This window comes from Sphingobium sp. (genome assembly GCF_032153725.1).
Taxonomy (GTDB): domain Bacteria; phylum Pseudomonadota; class Alphaproteobacteria; order Sphingomonadales; family Sphingomonadaceae; genus Sphingobium.
In genome coordinates this window covers 37,742-51,816 of record NZ_JALDYQ010000007.1, presented here as the reverse complement: position 1 = coordinate 51,816, position 14,075 = coordinate 37,742, and the positions used below count along the sequence as shown (strand labels likewise).

General features: G+C 63.1%; 10 protein-coding genes. 6 read left to right on the top strand and 4 right to left on the bottom strand.

Annotated features, from left to right (window positions below; all coding sequences use genetic code 11):
- The first annotated feature begins 72 nt into the window (after positions 1–72).
- The gene (locus tag RUH75_RS04220; protein WP_313802493.1) at positions 73–2,019 is read left to right on the top strand and encodes an FAD-dependent oxidoreductase; all 1,947 of its coding nucleotides are present in this window, start codon (positions 73–75) and stop codon (positions 2,017–2,019) included.
- 703 nt (positions 2,020–2,722) lie between these two features.
- Entirely contained in the window at positions 2,723–3,724 is a 1,002-nt protein-coding gene (locus RUH75_RS04215; RefSeq protein ID WP_313802491.1) for a methyltransferase, read from the top strand.
- A gap of 87 nt (positions 3,725–3,811) precedes the next feature.
- Here the strand turns inward: RUH75_RS04215 and RUH75_RS04210 are convergent, their stop codons facing one another.
- Genes RUH75_RS04210 through RUH75_RS04200 form a run of 3 tightly spaced genes read right to left on the bottom strand, consistent with a single transcriptional unit; the run spans position 3,812 to position 7,089 of the window.
- On the bottom strand, positions 3,812–4,399 hold the full coding sequence (locus RUH75_RS04210; protein WP_313802489.1) for a VOC family protein: 588 nt from the start codon (positions 4,397–4,399) through the stop codon (positions 3,812–3,814).
- A gap of 16 nt (positions 4,400–4,415) precedes the next feature.
- On the bottom strand, positions 4,416–6,128 hold the full coding sequence (locus RUH75_RS04205) for an FAD-dependent monooxygenase (protein ID WP_313802487.1): 1,713 nt from the start codon (positions 6,126–6,128) through the stop codon (positions 4,416–4,418).
- 43 nt (positions 6,129–6,171) lie between these two features.
- Complete coding sequence (locus RUH75_RS04200; RefSeq protein WP_313802485.1) at positions 6,172–7,089, bottom strand: fumarylacetoacetate hydrolase family protein; 918 nt, start codon at positions 7,087–7,089, stop codon at positions 6,172–6,174.
- A 217-nt stretch (positions 7,090–7,306) separates the two neighbouring features.
- Here RUH75_RS04200 and RUH75_RS04195 point away from each other — a divergent pair, with 217 nt between their 5' ends.
- Positions 7,307–7,720 (top strand): GlcG/HbpS family heme-binding protein, encoded by a 414-nt coding sequence (locus RUH75_RS04195; RefSeq protein WP_313802483.1) that lies wholly within the window; start codon positions 7,307–7,309, stop codon positions 7,718–7,720.
- 21 nt (positions 7,721–7,741) lie between these two features.
- Here RUH75_RS04195 and RUH75_RS04190 read toward each other — a convergent pair whose 3' ends face one another.
- Complete coding sequence (locus tag RUH75_RS04190) at positions 7,742–8,218, bottom strand: Lrp/AsnC family transcriptional regulator (protein WP_313802481.1); 477 nt, start codon at positions 8,216–8,218, stop codon at positions 7,742–7,744.
- A gap of 128 nt (positions 8,219–8,346) precedes the next feature.
- Here RUH75_RS04190 and mdeB point away from each other — a divergent pair, with 128 nt between their 5' ends.
- The 3 genes from mdeB to lpdA are packed head-to-tail and all read left to right on the top strand — an operon-like array spanning position 8,347 to position 14,062.
- On the top strand, positions 8,347–11,031 hold the full coding sequence (gene mdeB / locus RUH75_RS04185; protein ID WP_313802479.1) for an alpha-ketoglutarate dehydrogenase: 2,685 nt from the start codon (positions 8,347–8,349) through the stop codon (positions 11,029–11,031).
- A 2-nt stretch (positions 11,032–11,033) separates the two neighbouring features.
- Positions 11,034–12,329 (top strand): dihydrolipoyllysine-residue acetyltransferase, encoded by a 1,296-nt coding sequence (gene aceF / locus RUH75_RS04180; RefSeq protein WP_313802477.1) that lies wholly within the window; start codon positions 11,034–11,036, stop codon positions 12,327–12,329.
- An 8-nt stretch (positions 12,330–12,337) separates the two neighbouring features.
- Positions 12,338–14,062: a dihydrolipoyl dehydrogenase gene (gene lpdA / locus RUH75_RS04175; protein ID WP_313802475.1), complete on the top strand. Its 1,725-nt coding sequence runs from the start codon at positions 12,338–12,340 to the stop codon at positions 14,060–14,062.
- Positions 14,063–14,075 lie beyond the last annotated feature (13 nt).

The window sequence follows — 14,075 nt, the reverse complement described above, 5'->3', positions numbered from 1 at the left end:
CTCGGCGGAAGGGCGGCCGGTCGCGGGAGGGTATAAAAGGAAATGGCCTACACGCATGTCGACAAGCCGATCATGATCGGCAATGTGGAGCTGAAGAACCGCGTGGTCCGTCCAGCCCATGCCACGCTGCACGGCAGGGGCTACATGACAGACGACCTGATCGCCTATCATGAGCGCAGGGCGATCGGGGGTGTGGCGCTTTCGATCATAGAGGTAGGCTCGGTTCATCCTACCACGCCGTTTTCGCTCAACCTGTTCGATCCGTCGATCGGCGACGGCTATCGCAAGCTGGTCGACGTCGTGAAGCCGCACGGCATGAAGCTGTTCCAGCAACTCTGGCACGCCGGACATAACGCGCATCTGTTCGACGGTTCGCCGCCGTGGTCGGCGTCTGATCTGCCGGGTCGCTTCGGCAATGTCGCGGCGATCCCGATGACCAAAGGCATGATCGACGAAATCGTCGGCTCGTTCGCCGAGTGCGCGCGGCGTTGCGAGGAATACGGGCTCGATGGGCTCGACGTGCAATGCGGCCACGGCTACCTTATCGCGCAGTTCCTGAGCCCGATCACCAACAAGCGCGAGGACGATTACGGCGGATCATTCGAGAACCGCGCGCGCTTCATGATCGAGGTGATGGAGGCGGTGCGCAGCGCCGTTTCGAAGGACATGGCGGTGGGCATCCGGATCTCGCCCGATCTGCTCAAGGGCGGCCTCAGCCCTGAAGAATATCTGCGCGCAACGCGGATGCTCATCGATCGCGGGTTGACAGACTATGTCAGCCTGTCGTTCGGCAACTATCACATGTTCCCACCGATTTCGGCGGGTATGGACTCGCCGATGGGCTATGAACTGCCGACCTCGACGCAGATCACCCGCAAGCTTGATATCCCCACGATCGTCGTCGGCCGGTTCCAGACGATGGACGAGGCCGATCAGGTGATCCGCCAGGGCGACGCCGACATGGTCGGCATGGTGCGCGGGCTGATCGCCGATCCCGATCTCGTCAACAAGAGCCTCGCCGGGAGAGCGGACCAGGTGCGTCCCTGCATCGGCTGCAACCAGGGCTGCGCCGCCGGCGCGCTGGTCGCCATGCGGATGGAATGCACGGTCAATGCCGCGGTGGGCCGCGAACGCGTGATGGGCGACCACTTCCTCACGCCTGTCGAGAGTCCGAAGACGGTGCTGATCATCGGCGGCGGGCCTTCGGGGATGGAGGCGGCGCGAGTTGCGGCGCTGCGTGGCCACAAGGTGATCCTGGCCGAGGCTTCCTCGAAGCTCGGCGGCATGGTCGAGGTCGCAAAGCGCTCCGCCGGCCGCCATAAGCTGGGCGACATCACTGAATGGCTGGAGCGCGAGATATTCCGGCTGGGTGTCGACGTGCGGCTGAGCACTTATGTCGATGCCGAGGATGTTGCGGCTTTCGGTGCGGACGAGATCATCGTCGCCACCGGATCGTTGCCGCGGATGGACGGCGTGCAGGTCTCCCATCCGCAGGAGCCAATCCGGGGCATGGACCAGCGGCACGTAATCTCGTCCTATGATCTGTTCATGGATTGCGATCTGCCGGATGGTGGCTCGGCCGTCGTGATCGATGATGCCGGCCACTACGAGGCGCTTGCCTGCGCTGAAGAGCTGGTCGGCAAGGGCTTCAAGACAGTGCTCGTCACCCAGTTGCCGGGTATCGGCCCCCAGCTTCACATGGGTGGCATCGTCGAGCCGGCGCTAAACCGCATGTACAAGGCAGGCGATTTCAGCTTCCACATCCGCACGCGGGCGATCGCTATTGGCGAGAATTCGGTGCGCGTCGGACCGGAGTCGTTCTGGTACGAAAGCGGCTTTGGGGAGTTCGATATCCCGGCGGACGTCGTCGTGTTCGTTTCGACGAACCGCAGCAACCGGGATATCTATGTTGATTTGCAGGAACGGGGCTTTGGGCCACGCATCATCGGCGATGCTCTGTCGCCACGGTATCTGCAGGTTGCAATCCGCGATGGACATTCCGCCGGGGCTTCGATCTGATAGCGGCGGAGATGGGCGCTCTTCCAGGGAAAGCGCCCGCTCCGGATCGAACGCCGCTATGCGGAAGTTGCTGAGGATGAGCTCGTCCAGCTCGCTGTCGAACTTTGTCGCACTTGCCCCGATCATGGCCTTCGCATCGGGATCCACTGGATGGCGAGCATCCGGGTTTTCGGCATTGACCACCTCGACCAGGTACCGAGCTACCGCCTCGGACTGCATGATGTTCGGATCCTCGACCGCCGATTTGAGCCGATAGATCATCTGCCAGTAGCGCTGGCCCTAGAGTGCCCACTCCTGTTCTGACAGGCTGCCTGGTTTGGCGTTCAGCGATTCCACCTGATTGAATACGGTCGGCATAGCGAAGTCCCTCGGCTCGATGAGCTAGATATCTACACCCCCAGTCAACGCGTTCAATGCGCATGGTGCCTGTAAGCGGCTTAGCGCGAATTTCAGCGTGCTGTAAGGATCCCGGTAGTGGCACTGAAACCAAGCTCTCTAACGAGCTGGTGAAGACGATCGTCCCTTGCTTGCCGCACGCGGCAAACGATAAGGACATGGCGGTTCGAATGCATTTTCCCGAACTGCCTTTAAGGACGTTTGACCGCGTACCGGCGGCGTTCTTGCCTTGCCCGATCTCTGCATCGCCCATAATGTCCATGTGGTTAATTTAGCGTCGAGATGTCAGGCCCGAACGGAGGTAAGCATGGATGCGGAAGTGGCGGAGTTTTGGCGGCAAGTGGTGCCGCGCTGGTCTCTGGGCGAACTGCTGTTCTTTGTTGCGGAACGCCGGATTGCGGACGCGATCGGGGACGGCGCCAGCATTGCGGAGGTCGCTCGCGCAACCGGCACTCATCCAGTCAGTCTGCACCGCGTCCTGCGTGTGCTGGCCGTTCAAGGCATATTCACCGAACTGGGTGATGACCGATACGGCCCTTCCGCCCTGTCGGCGCCGCTGCTCTCAGATCATCCGGAATCGCAGCGTGCCTACATCGCGCTCGGCCATCTGGTTATGAACCCTGCCTGGCAGGCGCTCGCCGGAACGATGGAGACAGGCAAACCCGCCTTCGACCTTGCCTTTGGAGCCTCCAGCTTCGAATACATGAAGGATCATCCGGCCATGGCCTCGGCCTTTGCCGAAGGCATGTCGGCGACCACTCGCCGCATCGAGGCTGCACTGATCGAGGCCGACCCGTTCGGTGCGTTCAGCAAGCTTGTCGACGTCGGCGGCAGCTTCGGCAGTCTCGCGAGGCTGCTGCTGACGCATCAGCCCGAGGCGACGGGCATCGTCTTCGACCGGCCCGAAATCGCCGCCAGGGCGGAGCAGAACTGGAAGGATGACCCTGTAGCGTCGCGGCTTTCGGCGGTCGGCGGGAATTTCTTTGAGGCAGTGCCGGCGGGCGGCGACCTCTATCTGATAAAGCAGATCCTGCACGACTGGGACGACGAACAAGCGATTGCGATCCTGCGCTGCATACGGGCGGCGGTGACACGGGAAAGTCGCCTGGCCGTCGTCGAGTACGTGCTGCCCGAGGAGCCGGTGCCCCACTCAGGCTGGATGTACGACATGCTGATGATGACGGTGACCGGCGGACGCGAACGGTCGGCGTCGGCCTACAGGCGGTTGTTGGAGAAGAGTGGCTTCGAGGTAACGCAAGTCTGCCCGACACGCTCACCCGCCAGCGTAATCAATGCCGAACCCGTCTGACGAATATTTCTCGCGCTCTGGATTTTGTTAAGAACAACCCGCCCGAACAGATTTGGCTTCAGGCAGGCTGTCAGTCAGCGTGAATAGTCAATCCGCGGGCCGGAATTTCGTCATCTTCAGTGCCGTGCGGGCGCGCCAATCGCCGATCGGTTCGAAGCCCGGCGAAGCTTCGCAGATGGCCTTAGTTTCCGCAATTATCTCGTCGTCGGTCTTGGAAAAATCGAGCGGCTCAAGTGCAGGCTGGTCCATGTACCAGTCGGAATCGACGAAGCATTCGAGCACGTTTCGCTCCGGATCGGGGAAGTAGATGCTCCAGCCGAGGCCGTGGTTGGCGCAGAGCAGGCCCTCTTCCTTGTAACCGCCGGCCAGAAGGCGCGTGTGCATGTCGCGCAAGTCCGCAAACGATCCCATACGGAACGAGATCTGGTTGATGCACGGGCCGAACATTGGATTGCCAGTGTTTTCCGGCAGAACTTCAGGACGTCCGGTCGCGAGAACGATCTGGTGGTGATCGAGCGGGTCACGCGACATGAACACGACGTCGAGCCCGGCGACCGGCCCACGGTCGGTCACCGTAAAGCCCATCATGTCGGTATAGAACGCTTCCATCTTTGGCAGGTCCGTAACGGAAATCCCCAGATGGCTGAACATAAGGTTTGGTTTGGTACTGGTCATAATCGCTGATCTCCCGTCAATGTGCAGGCTGATTATCTTTCGCGAGGCCGGCCTTGGCCAGGTCGGCGCCCGAAGCCTTGCGCAGAACCGCGCCAGGATCGGCCCCGATAACTGAGCCGCGCCATGCGATGTGCTGGTCGGGGCGGACAAGCACCGCTGGCGCGCCGTATAGACCGGCAAGCCCCTCTTCGTTCGATAAATCGAGGATGGATAGATCGAGCCCAATGGCCGCAGCCGCGTCAGCCCAGGTCGTCGCGTCAGCCTTGTTGATGAGCAGCAGGGTGAAGTCGCGCCCGAGCCGGTCGAACAGCGATGCGCCGTCTGTCAGCCATGTATGCGGCAGTCTGCCACCGGGCTTGCCGCTGGGGATATAGAGGGTGGGCGAATCCTCGGGCGATGGTTCCTCATCGGCGAAGACTATCGAGGAACCGTCGTAGCGGGCGCCGAGCTGGACGCCCGGTGTGTTAAATTCGCGCCAAGCGAACTTGCGCAGGTGCTCCACGGCGACTTCGCGCGCCGCTTTGCCGGCTGGCGTTTGTTCTTCAAGATTGGGCGTGACCGGACAGGAGCCGGCCGCGCTCGCCAGATTCAGCGCAAATCCGGTGTTGCGCAGGCCAATCGGGTGACGCTCGCTGTTATAGGTTTCGAGAAGCCCGGCAGGCGAAATTCCCTGGCAGACGGCGGCCAGCTTCCAGCCGAGATTGTAGGCGTCCTCTATACCCGTGTTCAGTCCGAAGCCTCCAGTCGGGGTGAAGAGGTGGACCGCGTCGCCCGCCAGCAGGCACCTGCCCTGTGCATAGCGTTCGGCAACCAAGCCGAGCCCAGCCCGCCATTCGGCGCTAGAGAGGATTTCGTGCTCGACGGACTTGCCAACCACTGCCGCGAGCCGATCCGCGAAGGGCGTATCGTCGGCCTTCTCGTCAGCCCCAAGCTGGACGTGCATGAGAAATTCGTGCCTGGCGGGATCGATAACCAGGAAGATCCCGCGCGCGCCGGGCTGCATTGTCCAGTGCATCCACGTGTCGGCGTGCGGAAAACTAGCGAGGAAGCCGGGCGCGCGGAAATAGGTTGCGAGCATCCGTCCGCCCATGAACTCCATCTCCAGGCCGTCGTCGCCCAAATAGCGGATGTCGAGCTTGCGGCGAACAAAGCTGCGCCCGCCGTCGGCGCCCACCACATAAGCGGCGCGAAGCACTTCCCGTTCGCCTGTTTTGACATTCTCGACCGTAAGGGAAACGCCGGCCCCGTCTTCGGTCATATCGACGGCGGAATGACCGAAGCGGACCTCAACAGTGGGGAATGAGCGGGCCCGTTCGAGCAGCCTCGGCTCGAGCAGCATCTGCGTCACACGGTACTGTGGCTCGGGCGTCGGCCATTCCGGATCGCCGGCAAGCGCCTTGGCCTCGGTATCGCGAGGGCTGTCCAAGGGCACGCGGTGCAGCTCTTGCCCGAACAGACGGGTGAAATAGCCGACGTCTGTGCGCCGGTCGGCCGGGAGGCCATTCTCGCGCAGGCCGCGACTCAACCCATGGCGTCGATAGATCTCCATCGAGCGCGCGGACTGGGTGTTGGCTTTGGGATGACGCAGGTGGCTGGTCCGTGCCTCGATCACCGTCACCGGAATATCGCGCAGCCCCAGTTCACTGGCCAGTAGCAGGCCGACAGGGCCTGCGCCGACGATGATAACCGGCAGCGGGCTACTTGCCATTGATGGGTTGAAAGTTGTCATAAAGGTAATTGCCTGTTCCTATTGGATGTCGCGCCCGCCAGCCTCAGCAAAAGCCGTGGCGCAGTTCACCAATATCCTGGATCGACAGCCGGAGTTGTTCGCCGGTCTGGAGCCAGCGGTTTCGACCCATGCCGACACCCGAAGGGGTGCCGGTCAAGATCACGTCGCCGGGGTACATGGTGATCCGGGCGGAAATCTCCTCGATCTGCTCGGCGATCGAAAAGATCATGTGCTTCGTGTTGGAGTCCTGCATCAATTCGTCCCCGATCCAGAGCTTGAGATCGAGGTTCTGCGGATCGGCGATGGAACGGGCCGGGACGATGAACGGGCCCATCGGGCAGGCGCCCTGGAATCCCTTGTGCGACAGCCAGTCGTAGCGGAAGGGCGAAGCCGGATCGATCCCTTCGCGTGCCACGAAGTCGCGGGCGGACAGGTCGTTGGCGATGGTATAGCCGGCGACATAGTCGAGCGCGTCCTCGGCGCTGACCCGGTAGGCCGGCCGGCCGATCACAACCGCAAGCTCGATCTCCCAGTCCACCTTCTGCGAGTAGTAGGGCAGGGGATTGAGGGAACCGTGACCCACGATCGCCCCGCGTGAGGACTTCGCGAAATGCCAGGCGCGGCCGCCCGCAACCGTCTTGGCGTTGACCGCGGCGTACTCGCTGTCCTCCATCTCGCCGATGTGGTCCTGGTAATTGGCGCCGGCGGCCCAAATCTGTCCCGGATAGAGGATCGGCGCAAGAATGCGGACATCGGAAAGCGGCTTGCTTTCTTCCCCCGCACCGTCTTCAGCCTTGGCCGCGAAGAAGGCGTCGGCCGCCTGCCAGTCTTCTAGAACGCCCAGCATCGTTTGATAAGCAGGATTGCCGCTCAGCTTTTCGGCGCTAAATACCCTGTCGCCGATCAATACCCCCACGCGGGGGCCGATTGAGGTGTCGCATGTCAGGAGCTTGTAACTCATAGGGTGTTCGAAGCCTTCCGTAACCGATAATTTGATATAGCTATCCGGCGGGAAGTGAATCGGTTCGCCCACGGCGTTCCGCGAACGCAACCTGCCACATCCGTCTCCAGGCCACCTGCTCACAACTTTGATCAGGCGATCAGTAAATTCAGCTTGGCAGAAATTGATAGGATAGTCAATAAATGGCGCAGCGATTCGAGCGAGAGGAAGGACGAAGATGCGAAGCCGATTTGTACTGGATCTGAAGGAAGCCGAAGCGGCGGTGGCTGCCGGCCATGCGGAGGCGGCGAGCAATCAATGGCCGGTGACAGTGGCGGTGGTTGACGCTTCCGGCGCGGTGATCCTGTTGTCGCGGATGGACGATGCCAGCTCCGCATCGGTGAGCACCGCGATCGAGAAGGCTCGCACCGCCGCACTTGTCGGTATTCCGACCAAGCTGATCGAGGCTATGATCAAGGACCGTCCCGGCCTTCTTAGCATGGACCGGGTGGCGGTAGAGGGCGGCGTGCCGATTCTCTTCCACGGCCAGAAGCTCGGGGGCATCGGCGTTTCGGGCGTTCAGTCGCATCAGGACGCGCTAGTCGCGGAGGCGGCGCTGGCCGCTCTCCAGCCGATGCTCAAGGCGGACTGAGCGTCTGGGGATGTCGGCCCGTCAGACGGCATCCCCAAGCGGGAGCGCTGTCTTGTACTTCGCCTGCTTCAGGGCAACGCTCGAACGAATGTTGGCGATGCCGGTGATCTTCGAGAGCTCGTCGACGATGAAGCGTTCCAGCGAGCGGACATCCTCTACTATGACGCGAAGCAGATAGTCGGAATCTCCTGTCATCAGGTAGCACTCCATGACTTGCGGGTGACGGTTCATCGCGGCTTCGAAATGCTCGAGCGCCTGTTCGACCTGCCGTTCGAGCGTGACTTCGATGAATACCGACAGGTTGAGGCCTAGCCTGGCAGGTTCGAGCAGCGTGACGTAGCGATCGATCACGCCGGATCGCTCGAGTTCGCGCACGCGCGCCAAGCAGGGGGACGGTGACAGATTCACACGGTGGGCGAGATCGACGTTGGTGAGGCGACCATTCTCCTGCAGTTCGCGCAAGATGCGAAGATCCTGCTGATCGATCTTGTTTGGCATATTGTGCTTCAGCTCTCCGATATGGAAGTCGGTTATGCTGAAGATGTCTGGATGGCAAGGCGAATTCGATATGTTATGCCGCGCCGTTTCGTGTATTGTCGGATCTATTAATTCAATGGGAGAGTCCCTTGACCGCGTCCTTTTCGCTTGATGCCGCGCGTGCTTATCCGGTCGCCGATCCGGACCCGATCGAAACCCGTGAATGGCGCGATTCTTTCGATGCCGTCGTGCGCGAGCTTGGGCCCGAGCGCGGCTTGTTCCTGTTGAGCCAGCTTGAAGACCAGGCGCGCGAGCAAGGAATCTTCTCTGGGCATCAGCCCTTTTCGGCCTATCGCAACACCATCCCGCTCGAGCGGCAGGGCGCCTATCCCGGCGATCTGGCGATCGAAGAGCGGATCACCGCTATCATGCGCTGGAATGCGCTCGTCATGGTGGTGCGCGCGAACAAGGCCTATGGCGAGCTTGGCGGACACATTGCCAGCTATGCCTCTGCCGCAGAGATCTTCGAGGTGGGCTTCAACCACTTCTTCCGCGCCGGCACCGACGGGGACCTGATCTTCTACCAGCCGCACTCCGCGCCCGGCATCTATGCCCGGGCGTTCTTGGAAGGGCGGCTGAGCGAGGAGAACCTTTCGAACTACCGCCAGGAAGTGGGCGGGCAGGGGCTGTGCTCCTATCCGCACCCCTGGCTGATGCCCGACTTCTGGCAGTTCCCGACCGGCTCGATGGGCATCGGCCCGATGAGCGCGATCTATCAGGCGCGCTTCATGCGCTACATGGATCACCGGGGGCTGCGGCCCTGCGAAGGCCGTCACGTCTGGGGAGTGTTCGGCGACGGCGAGATGGACGAGCCGGAATCGATCGGCGCGCTGACCCTCGCTGCCCGCGAGGGGCTCGACAACCTGACTTTCATCATCAACTGCAACCTGCAGCGTCTCGACGGGCCGGTGCGCGGCAACGGCCAGGTCATCCAGGAGCTGGAATCGCTCTTTACCGGCGCGGGCTGGAACGTCATCAAGGTCCTCTGGGGTTCGGAGTGGGATCCGCTCTTCGCGCGCGACGACAAGCACGTGCTGCTGCGCCGCTTCGCCCAGACGGTCGACGGCGAATACCAGAATCTGGGCGCCAAGGACGGCGATTACAACCGTCAGAAGTTTTTCGATCTTGATCCGGAATCGCAGGCGCTGGTTGCGCATATGTCCGATGCGGAAATCAATGCGCTCAAGCGCGGCGGGCACGACATGCGCAAGCTCAATGCCGCCTTTGCCGCCGCCAAGGCGCACAAGGGTCGGCCGACGGTGATCCTTGCCAAGACCAAGAAGGGTTACGGCATGGGCGGCGCCGGTGAATCGCGGATGACCGCGCACCAGGCCAAGAAGCTGGACATCGAGGCGCTGATCGAGTTCCGCGATCGCTTCTCGCTGCCGTTGTCAGATGAGGCGGTGACTTCGCTGCAGTTCTACAAGCCGGCCGACGACAGCCCGGAAATGGCTTACATAAAGGCGCGCCGCGAAGGACTGGGCGGGGCCATGCCGGCTCGCCAGCGCAAGGCGGAAGACATGCCCGCCGTGCCCGCGCTTTCAAGTCATGCCGAATTCGCGCTCAGCGCGGACGGCAAGGAAATGTCGACCACCATGGCGGCCGTGCGCATGCTCGGCGGCCTGCTCAAGGACAAGCAGTTGGGCCCGCGCATCGTGCCGATCGTCGCCGACGAGGCGCGCACGTTCGGCATGGCCAACCTGTTCCGCCAGATCGGCATCTATGCCCCCGGCGGCCAGATGTACGAGCCGGAAGATGCCGGCTCGATGCTCTACTACAAGGAATCGAAGGACGGCCAACTGCTGGAAGAAGGCATTACAGAGGCCGGGGCGATCTCGTCTTGGGTGGCTGCGGCAACCTCCTACAGTGCGCACGGCAAGGCGATGCTGCCGTTCTACATCTACTATTCTATGTTCGGCTTCCAACGCGTGGGCGACCTGATCTGGGCCGCTGCCGATCAGCGCGCGCGGGGCTTCCTGCTGGGAGCCACGGCGGGACGCACCACTCTGGGCGGCGAGGGGCTGCAGCACCAGGACGGCACCAGCCACGTCATGGCCTCGATGGTGCCCAACTGCCGCGCCTATGATCCGGCCTATGCCTATGAGCTCGCCGTGATCATGGACCACGGTATGCGCCGGATGATGGAGGAGCAGGTCGATGAGTTCTATTACGTCACGGTGATGAACGAGAACTACGCCCAGCCATCGCTGCCGCAGGGCGTGAGGGACAATATCGTCAAGGGCCTCTACAAGCTCGGCGAAAACGGTCCGGCGAAGGCGGAGGCGCGCGTGCGGCTGATGGGTTCGGGCACGATCCAGCGTGAGGTCGAAGCGGCGGCGGCGCTGCTCTCGGAGGACTTCGGCATCGCCAGCGACGTGTTCAGCGCCACCAGCTTCAGCGAACTCGCCCGCGACGCGCGCGAGGCGGAGCGGTTCAACCGCCTGCACCCCGAAGCCGACCCGCGCGAGAGCCATCTGGCTTCGCTGCTGCCGGGCAAGGCGCCGGTGATCGCTGCGACCGACTATGTGCGGGCCTATCCGCAGCTAATCGCGCCTCACATCGACGCGCGCTTCGTGACGCTGGGCACCGACGGCTTCGGGCGCAGCGACACGCGGACGGCGCTGCGCCGTTTTTTCGAGGTGGACCGCCATCATATCGTGCTGGCCGCGCTTGACGCGCTGGCGAAGGAAGGCACGGTCGAGCGCAAGCTGCTGGCCGATGCGATCACCAGGTACGGCCTCGATGCCGAAGCACCGGCCTCCTGGAGCTGCTGACCATGAGCAAGATTGAAACAATCACCATCCCCGACATCGGGGACTTCAAGGACATCCCGGTCATAGAGATTCTGGTCTCGCCGGGCGACGAGGTCGCCGTTGACGACACGCTGATCGTCCTGGAATCGGACAAGGCTACGCTCGACGTGCCTTCCCCGCAGGCGGGGCGCGTCAAGGAGATCAAGGTCGGTTCGGGCGACAAGGTGAGTCAGGGCATGGCTTTCCTGGTGCTGGAAGTGGCGGCCGACGGAGCGTCTGCTGCGCCAGCTCCGGCAGAAGCCGCGCCTGTTCCGGCGGCTCCGGCCGAACTCGTTCCTGCTCCGGCCGCCGCGTCGCCGGTTCCCGCCGCGCCTGCTCCGGTGGCCGCGCCGTCCGCTCCGGATGGCAAGGCGCCGCACGCTTCTCCTTCGATACGGCGCTTTGCGCGCGAACTGGGCGTCGATCTCGCGCAGGTTCCCGGCACAGGACTCAAGGGCCGCATCAGCAAGGAAGACGTGCAGGCTTTCGTCAAGGCGCGGCTTTCGGGCGGATCCGGCGCGCCTGCGCCTGCGGCGGCGGGTGAGGGGCTGGGCCTGTTGCCTTGGCCGAAGGTGGACTTCGCCAAGTTCGGCCCGATCGAGCGCGCGCCGCTTTCCAAGATCCGCCGTATTTCGGGCGCGAACCTGGCGCGCAACGCCACGATCATCCCGCACGTCACCAATTTCGATGAGGCGGACATCACCGACCTCGAAGAGTTCCGCAAGCTGCTCAACAAGGAGCACGAGAAGACCGGGCCCAAGCTCACGATCCTGCCTTTCGCCATCAAGGCGGCGGTTGCGGCGTTGAAGGTCTATCCCTCTTTCAATTCGTCGCTCGACGGCGAGGAACTGATCCTCAAGCAGTATTACCACATCGGCTTCGCCGCCGACACGCCCGACGGGCTGGTGGTGCCGGTGATCAAGGACGCCGACAAGAAGGGTATTGCCCACATCGCCGAGGAGGCGGTGCGGCTTGCAGGCGAGGCGCGCGAAGGCAAGCTCAAGCTTGGCGACATGCAGGGCGCCACGTTCACCATTTCCTCGCTGGGCGGGATCGGGGGCACGAACTTCACTCCGATCATCAACGCGCCCGAAGTGGCGATCCTGGGCATGACCCGCGCGCAGATCAAGCCGGTGTGGGATGGCAAGGCCTTCCAGCCTCGGCTTATCCAGCCGGTCAGCCTCTCATGGGATCATCGGGTCGTGGATGGCGTGGCGGCGGCGCGTTTCCTGGTCACGCTGTGCAGCGTGCTCTCAGATTTCCGCCGTATCGCATTGTGAGGACGCTCGTGAAGAAAGACATCCAGATTCCGGATATCGGCGACTTCGAGGACGTGCCGGTTATCGAAGTCCTGGTGAAACCGGGACAGGTCGTGGAGCAGGAAGAAACCCTGCTTGTGCTCGAAAGCGACAAGGCGACGCTCGACGTGCCTTCGCCCCAAGCCGGGACCGTGGTGGAGATCAAGGTCGCTGCCGGGGACAAGGTCAGCGAAGGCAGCGTCGTGCTTGTGCTGGAAACCGTCGCCGCTGAAACGGCTGCGGCGCCTGCAACAGCCCCTGCAGCGCCGTCACCGGCGCCCGTGGCTCCCGCTCCCGCCGATGCAGTGGCGGGCGATGCCGATCTTCACGCCGAAGTGCTTGTGATCGGTGCCGGGCCGGGCGGCTATACCGCTGCGTTCCGTGCCGCTGATCTTGGCAAGAAGGTGGTCCTCGTGGATCGCCGGGCCAGCCTGGGCGGCGTTTGCCTCAATGTCGGCTGCATCCCGTCCAAGGCCCTGCTCCATGCCGCCAAGGTGATCGAGGAAGCGCGCGGCGCTGCCGCGCACGGTATCCGCTTCGGTGAGCCCGAGGTGGACATCGACGCGCTGCGCGGTTGGAAGGACGGCGTGGTCGGTCGCCTGACCGGCGGACTTTCCGGCCTTGCGCGCAAGCGCAAGGTGACAGTGGTGACGGGCGACGCGCGCTTCCTCTCGCCAAACCAGCTTGCGGTCACAGGCGAGGACGGCAACAAGCTGATCGCCTTCGACCAGGCGATCATCGCCGCCGGATCGGAGCCGGCAAGCCTTCCGTTCATCCCCAAGGACGATCCACGCGTGATCGATTCTACCGGGGCGCTTGCGCTGAAAAAGGTGCCCGGACGGCTGCTGGTGCTGGGCGGGGGCATCATCGGGCTTGAGATGGCGACCGTCTATATCGCGCTGGGCGCGAAAGTGACGATAGTCGAGATGACCGACCAGATCATCCCCGGCGCGGACGCGGATCTCGTCAAGCCGCTGATGAAGCGGCTGGAGCCGCAGTGCGAAGCCATTCGCCTCAAAACCAAGCTCACTGCGGTCACGGCGGGGACGGATGGTCTTGTCGCGACCTTCGAGGGACCGGACGGCACGGTGCAAACCGATACGTTCGATCAATTGTTGGTCGCCATCGGCCGTGTGCCAAACGGCGGCCGGATCGGTGCCGAGGCGGCCGGTGTTGCCGTGGATGCGGGTGGCTTCATCGCCGTCGACCGGCAAATGCGCACCAACATTCCGCACATCTTCGCCATTGGGGACATCGTGGGCCAGCCGATGCTGGCACACAAGGCCACGCATCAGGGCAAGGTTGCGGCCGAAGTCGCGGCGGGCCACAAGAGCGGGTTCGACGCGCAGGTCATCCCTGCTGTCGCCTATACCGATCCCGAAGTCGCCTGGGTCGGCCTCACCGAGATCGAGGCCAGGGCCAAGGGCATCAAGATCGGCAAAGGACAGTTTCCCTGGGCGGCCTCGGGACGCGCACTGTCGATGGCGCGCGACGAGGGTTTGACCAAGCTGCTGTTCGACAAGGAGACCGGTCGCGTGCTCGGCGCGGGGGTCGTCGGGCCGAACGCCAGCGATCTGGTGGCGGAAGCCGCGCTGGCGATCGAGATGGGCGCGGACGCGGCTGATATCGGCCTGACCGTGCATCCTCACCCAACGCTTGCTGAAACGCTTGGGCTTGCTGCCGAAGCGTTCGAAGGTACGCTGACCGACCTGTAACTGGGGAAGACGT

Coding starts and splice junctions, on each gene's coding strand:
- RUH75_RS04220 (WP_313802493.1), top strand. CDS start 73: ATGATCGGCAATGTGGAGCTGAAGAACCGCGTGGTCCGTCCAGCCCAT.
- RUH75_RS04215 (WP_313802491.1), top strand. CDS start 2,723: ATGGATGCGGAAGTGGCGGAGTTTTGGCGGCAAGTGGTGCCGCGCTGG.
- RUH75_RS04210 (WP_313802489.1), bottom strand. CDS start 4,399: ATGACCAGTACCAAACCAAACCTTATGTTCAGCCATCTGGGGATTTCC.
- RUH75_RS04205 (WP_313802487.1), bottom strand. CDS start 6,128: ATGACAACTTTCAACCCATCAATGGCAAGTAGCCCGCTGCCGGTTATC.
- RUH75_RS04200 (WP_313802485.1), bottom strand. CDS start 7,089: ATGAGTTACAAGCTCCTGACATGCGACACCTCAATCGGCCCCCGCGTG.
- RUH75_RS04195 (WP_313802483.1), top strand. CDS start 7,307: ATGCGAAGCCGATTTGTACTGGATCTGAAGGAAGCCGAAGCGGCGGTG.
- RUH75_RS04190 (WP_313802481.1), bottom strand. CDS start 8,218: ATGCCAAACAAGATCGATCAGCAGGATCTTCGCATCTTGCGCGAACTG.
- aceF (WP_313802477.1), top strand. CDS start 11,034: ATGAGCAAGATTGAAACAATCACCATCCCCGACATCGGGGACTTCAAG.